Origin of the sequence: Bacillus sp. NPDC094064 (genome assembly GCF_050279585.1) — a bacterium.
Lineage (GTDB): Bacteria > Bacillota > Bacilli > Bacillales > Bacillaceae_G > Bacillus_A.
Map to the genome: position 1 here is coordinate 266,498 of NZ_JBNNUI010000007.1, position 6,082 is coordinate 272,579.

The window sequence follows — 6,082 nt, forward strand, 5'->3', positions numbered from 1 at the left end:
AAATGGAAGATCGATTAAAAGGCCTGCGAAAATCAATGGAGAATACAACGTTTAAACATTTGAGTTTTTCTGATCAGCACAAGAAGCAGGTGCGCGAAAAAATCAATCAATCGTTCGAAAAGGAAGAGGATATCCTTTTAGCAGTGTTGCAACTTCTTATGAATGAAAAAACAGGTTATGAATTGATGCAATTGTTGCGGGGGAGAGGGATTCAAAAATTCGAAGGCAATGAAGGGTCTCTATACACTGTATTACATCGTCTAGAACAAAATCGCTTTATCCAATCTAGCTGGGATCACGCAGGAGCTAAATATTATCAATTAAACGATAAAGGAAGAAAGATGCTAAGAAAGGCAGAAAAAAATGCTACGAAGGCACAATTTATATTAAAAGGCTTAGTACAGGAGTGAGGCGAAATTGAATAAAAAAGGGGAACGTTTTTTAAAAGAAGTTACGAATCATATTAAATCAAAAGAAGCGAAGAGCTTTGTGGCAACTGAACTAGACTTTCACTTGAAACAGGCGAAGAATATGTGGATGGATAAAGGGTTAAGTGAGGAAGTTGCGGAAGATAAGGCTGTTGAACAAATGGGAAGTCCGGTTAAACTTGGGCAAGAACTTAATAAACTACATAAGCCAAAGATTGATTGGTTCTTAATTGGTTTATTAGTGGCTGCGATGGGGTTAGGGTTTTTGCCGGTTATAGCCTTTGGATATATGAATGATTTACTAATGAATAAGGTGATATCTGTTGTTCTTAGTATTGCAACAGCATTAGGGATGATGCTGATTGATTATCGGAAGTTAGAGAGATTTGGATGGTTGTTTTATACAATTGGGGTACTTATTTTGTTAATGTTATACTGTTTTCCGAATGCTGGGATGCTTGGAGAACCGATAATAAAAGTTGGTCCTATTGCAATTGACCGTTTAATGGCAGTGCCGTTCTTTTTTCTAGCTTGGGCTTCTTTTTTCAATAACAATAGATTGAAAGTTAGGTATCTTGTAGTGTTGTATTTATTTTCTTTGTATTTATTCTTAATTGGCGCAGCTTTTTCAGTGATTTTTATTTATATCACGATGGTATTCGTTATGCTTTGGTGGAGTAAGTTAGGAAAGAAAACGGCGTTAATTATTACGGTTGTACCAATCTGTTTATTGATTATAGGGGCCTCTTTTTCCTGGCCCACAGTAAAAGGAGTTTATTTGGATAGATTTTTAGGGTATTTGAATCCAGAGCGTGATGCACAAGGCGCAGGATTTATGTATATACGTTTAAAAGAAGTAATGTCGTCAGCAGGTTGGTTTGGTACATATGGAGATGTAAAGTTCATCCCTAATCCAGATACTGATTTTGTATTTGCAAGTTTGACGTATTATTATGGATATGTGCTAGCACTGATTCTTGTCTTGATTCTTTCTCTTTTTGTAGTAAGGTTAGTGTTCATATCTTATAAAATAAATGATCGGTATGGTAAATTGCTGCTCGTTGGCGGGATGACCCTTTTTATAGTTCAATTCATTTATAACGTGGGCATGATATTAGGCTTATTGCCGATTGTTTCCATATCACTACCCTTTATTAGTTATGGCGTAACACCTACTTTATTTCATGCGCTTTTAATGGGGATTGTGTTAAGTGTGTATCGCCGCAAAGATATGTCGTTTAGAATGAGAAAAACACCTTGATACTTATTATAAGTTGTATATAAAATTCATTACTATGATCAAGTACAAACGTAAATAGTTAGTAGAAGAGGGCTATGATAAATAACCCTCTTCTATGTTTAAATAAGCGAACTCGCTTTCATAGAAGTACATAATTCAGAACGAGAGATTGTTTCAGCTAGTTGTTGTAAATAGGAGTATTCTTCCGCGTCTTTTTCGGAAGTGTTCGGATCTAATAAAGGTGAAGATAGAAGTACATCAATTGTAAGTATGTCTGCATCATGAGAAATGATGTTATAACCTGCAAATACAGGTCGTTTTAAGTCCTTTACTTTTTGAATCATCTGATGGAATTTCGTAATACTTATATTGATTGTAGATAATGGAAAGCATTTTTGGGCGGGATTCTCGATGGTTTTTCTAATTTTATAATCGTATACGTAATAGTATTTTTCTTGCTGCTCAAGTGCTTGCAACTCTTTCGTTAATAAATGGTATTTGTCTGTAAGCCCAGTTGTGAGTGCATCATGTTCTTCACCAACTAATAATGTGAAAGGTCTTGGTGATGAGATTGCAAGAGGGCGGACATTTAAATCGGTAAAAGTAGGATTAGACTGTAAGATGGTATGTAATTTTTCAGTAGGAAACACGCCGTCATAAATGGCGATAAAATAATGGTTCATTTTTTCACTCCTTAACTTTTTCTAAACTGATATATTCTATTTTTAAGGTGTAAATCCTGCATAAAAAAGAAACACCTTGATTTGTATCAAGGTGTTGTAATAAGCTCAAAACTCTTCGAATCAGCCCCAAGTACAAAAGGACTAACTTCGCCAACGCTATAAAGTTGCAATTCATGCATCGCACGCGTACAAGCAGTGTAGAACAATCTACGAACGCTCTCATCGCTGTACACATCTTTAGAAGCGTTATAAATAATAACAGCGTCAAATTCGATACCTTTTGCTAAATAAGCAGGGATCACGACAATGCCTTGTTCGTATTCAGCAGAGGTGCTCTTCACAAGTTTAATATCTTCAATGTTACGAAGTGCCTCGTAAGCAGCGGCACTTTCAGCTGCAGATTTACATATAATTGCGATCGTATTATGTTGTTGTTTTTGAAGTTCAGCAACTTTGGAAGTAATACGGTCGTGCAGTTCGCTGTAATTAGAAACTGTAGTTACTGTAGGTTTCTCACCGTCACGTTCAAATGCATTAATTTTCTTTCCTTCTGGTACGAGATTACGTGTAAATTCAATAATCGGTTTTGTTGAGCGATAGCTACGAGTTAAGTTAATACCGTTTGTTTCATCTGGCCCGTATAAATTCGTAAGTGTATTGAAATTAACTGTTTCACTCGCATGAGCAAATATCGCTTGGTTAAAGTCCCCAAGTACTGTCATTTTTGCAGCAGGGAAGAGACGTTTTAAAAACTCGAACTGAAACGGAGAGTAATCTTGCGCTTCGTCTACGAGTACGTGCTTAATGGATCTGTTCGTTTGGAATCCTTCAATTAATTCTTTTAAAAGTAAAAATGGAGTCGCGTCCTCGTAATATAGTTTTCCTTCATCGAGCATGTTCACTGTTAATGAGCAAATGTCGTCCCATTCTTTCGGCTTTTCGCCAGTAACCCATGATGAATCTGTGAAGAGTTGTTTATATATGCCTGTGAAATTGATGAAGCGTAGTGTTTGAACACCTTTACGAAGTGGCTTCAATTTTTTACGGACAATCATACGTCCAAGTACTTTCGTTTCTTGTTCATAATCATTAAAGGAGTTGTCGTCAAACTCGCCTTTTTTCTGCAAGTATTTATAAGCTTTTTGATACTCATCTTTACTAAGTAGTTCAATTTCTTCTTCTACCCAAGGCTTTTTCAATTCTGTTTTTTCAAGTTCATCTATTTGTTTATTTAGCCAATCCGTTAACTTCTCAATTCGACTATGGAAGCGGAGGGAGGAATCAGTATTATAAAATTGCTCTGCGATTTCTTTAGCAGAGGCAATCAGTTTTCCTCTAAATTTCATTCCTCTAAATAGCATGCCAGACGATTCTAGAGATTGTCTGTACGTTCTAATCATCTCGAAAAATTGAGTAGATGCTTTAAAGCGAATGCTCGCATTTCTAGTTTTATAGGCAGGACTATTCGTTTCAGTTAGCATATATTCTAATTGCTCGTAAGGGTCTTCTACGTCAAATGAATTGCTTAGTCTATGATTTAAATATTCCTGGAATGTTACTTGTTGCATATTCTCTTCACCAAGTTCAGGTAGTACGTTAGAAACGTAGCTGTTGAACATAGAGTTAGGGGAGAAGAGAATAATTTGATCGGCTTTTAACCATTCGCGATATTTATATAGTAAATAGGCGATTCGCTGCAGGGCAGCTGACGTTTTACCACTACCAGCGGCTCCTTGAACGATAAGTAGTCGTCCTTCGTCGTGCCTTATAATTTCATTTTGTTCGCGCTGAATCGTCGCAACGATACTTTGCATATGTTTGTTCGTACCTTTTCCGAGCGCTTGTTGCAAGATTTCATCACCAATTGTAAGGCTCGTATCGAACATAGAATCAATTACGCCGTCTTGAATAATGTATTGTAGCTTTTTCTCCACATTGCCGTGGATTACGCCTCCTGGTGTACTGTACTCAGCCGGTCCTGGTGGATAGTCGTAGTAGACACTTGAAATTGGCGCGCGCCAATCATATATGAGAAAGTTTTCTCCGCTTGCGTCGGTAAGGGTAGCCACGCCGATATAAATTTGCTCTGCGGCTTGTTCGCCTTCTTCTGTAAAATCAATGCGTCCGAAGTAAGGTGCTTTCTGCATACGTTTTAGTGCAGCAAGTCGATTGAAAGTGTGCTTATGTGTAATTTGTGTTACAGCGAGTGATTGGGCTTGTTGTCTTAAGTTGATAACTGTTTCAAGATAATCATCAAAAGTATCAGTATTAACTTTTACATCATCCCAAAAGTGCTTACGAATGTTGATTACTTCTGCTCGGCGTCTGCCAGTTTCGTTTTCTAGCTTATCAATTTGTTGCGCAATCGTTTCGATTACGGTATCCAATCGTTTTTGCTCTAAATCAAGTTTTTTGTTCATACGCTAAGCACTCCTTTAAAAGTGAAAAATAGAGGTTGACTGAAAATGAATTTTGTTGTACAATTAAGATACGGATAAATACATTCTTTTATTTTTGAAGAATGCGTTTCTGTACTAATTTAACATAGTTTTTGAATTTAATCAATGATAATGAGATAAACCTTGGTTCCGTGCTGCGCGAATCGAGGTTTTTTTATGTTTTTCTCTAAGAGGGAATCGTAATTATTGTCAGTAAGTCGATTTAATTGAAAAATCGCTAATAGGGGTAGCACCACATCGCTATCAAGCTAAGCTTATGCGAAGTCAATTTTAGACGAGATTTTTTCTTTTTTATAAAGGGTGTTAGATAAAGTATTAGCTAAGAGAGCTAATTGAAATGGATAAATATAGGATTTAAGTAGATGTGAGGGCTGAAATTTATCCCAGTTTTCACTTTATATCTAAAAACAAATAAGAGAATAATCGTTTGGAAAACGATCATTCTCTAACAGATTCAAAAGCAATAACAGGCATATTATCTCTATAGGGTAAACACAGTGTAGTGAAATGTGAATTTATAAAACGGTAAGAGTCAATGGTAAGCGGACTTTATAAATAACACTACCACCCCCTCATTTTTTGAGAGGGTGGTAGATCAAAACGATTATATTTTGACATGTCAATAAGGTTTGGGTGTTGTAAATAAGTCGATTTTTTAATGCTTACTTTGTTTTGGTTACTGTTGATTAATATTTATATACCATTCTTCAATTGTTTTTTAAAGTTTACAACAATTGAAATTTAAACAGAAGGTCCATCTGCGAATTTAATTATGAGTAAATCAGCTGAAGAACCTCCACTTCCTCCATTAGAGATAGTTCTAGATCCTGTATTACTATTATTTAGAGTAAGAGTAAGTGGGGTAGTTGTTACATTAATTAGTGCTCCACCTGCGACATTTCCTCCATCTGTTGTAGGCGTTGAAGCTGCAGTAGCAAAATTGACAGCATTTGTTACTATAACGAAAGCACTCGGGCCAGTTGTTACAGCAACATTAAAAGCTGCATAGTAAAGACCTGTTTCATTAATAGTCACAGTAGTTGTACCATTGAAGCTAAAAGCAGTTCCAACACTGTTAACACCATTAAAAATAATTGGTTCAAGATCAGCCAAAGTCTGATCTGTGTTACGTGAAACTTCAATAAAACTAGATAAAATTGGTCCTGCAGGTGCAGTAACTCCAGTAGGACCAGTAACTCCAGTAAGACCAGTAGCACCAGTAGCACCAGTAGCACCAGTAGGACCAGTAACTCCAGTAACTCCAGTAAGACC

4 protein-coding genes and 1 pseudogene are annotated in these 6,082 nt (G+C 36.5%); 2 read left to right on the forward strand and 3 right to left on the reverse strand.

Features of this window, described 5'->3' with window-relative positions; translation table 11 throughout:
- Window positions 1–2: 2 nt before the first annotated feature.
- Window positions 3–410, forward strand: coding sequence for a PadR family transcriptional regulator (locus tag ACQKNI_RS17885; protein ID WP_088232652.1), 408 nt, complete (start codon window positions 3–5; stop codon window positions 408–410).
- A gap of 7 nt (window positions 411–417) precedes the next feature.
- Complete coding sequence (locus ACQKNI_RS17890; RefSeq protein ID WP_088232651.1) at window positions 418–1,689, forward strand: FtsW/RodA/SpoVE family cell cycle protein; 1,272 nt, start codon at window positions 418–420, stop codon at window positions 1,687–1,689.
- 98 nt (window positions 1,690–1,787) lie between these two features.
- On the opposite strand, the gene ACQKNI_RS17895 is transcribed toward ACQKNI_RS17890, so the two are convergent.
- From ACQKNI_RS17895 to ACQKNI_RS17905, 3 genes and pseudogenes are all read right to left on the reverse strand, one after another.
- Entirely contained in the window at window positions 1,788–2,351 is a 564-nt protein-coding gene (locus tag ACQKNI_RS17895) for a hypothetical protein (protein ID WP_088232650.1), read from the reverse strand.
- A gap of 86 nt (window positions 2,352–2,437) precedes the next feature.
- Entirely contained in the window at window positions 2,438–4,771 is a 2,334-nt protein-coding gene (gene helD, locus ACQKNI_RS17900) for an RNA polymerase recycling motor HelD (protein ID WP_088232649.1), read from the reverse strand.
- A gap of 780 nt (window positions 4,772–5,551) precedes the next feature.
- Window positions 5,552–6,082 (reverse strand): annotated as a pseudogene (locus tag ACQKNI_RS17905) (hypothetical protein); the annotation flags it as partial.

What these genes read in the sequence shown, in the direction of transcription:
- ACQKNI_RS17885 (WP_088232652.1), top strand. Translation starts at nt 3, where the DNA reads ATGGAAGATCGATTAAAAGGCCTGCGAAAATCAATGGAGAATACAACG.
- helD (WP_088232649.1), bottom strand. Translation starts at nt 4,771, where the DNA reads ATGAACAAAAAACTTGATTTAGAGCAAAAACGATTGGATACCGTAATC.
- ACQKNI_RS17895 (WP_088232650.1), bottom strand. Translation starts at nt 2,351, where the DNA reads ATGAACCATTATTTTATCGCCATTTATGACGGCGTGTTTCCTACTGAA.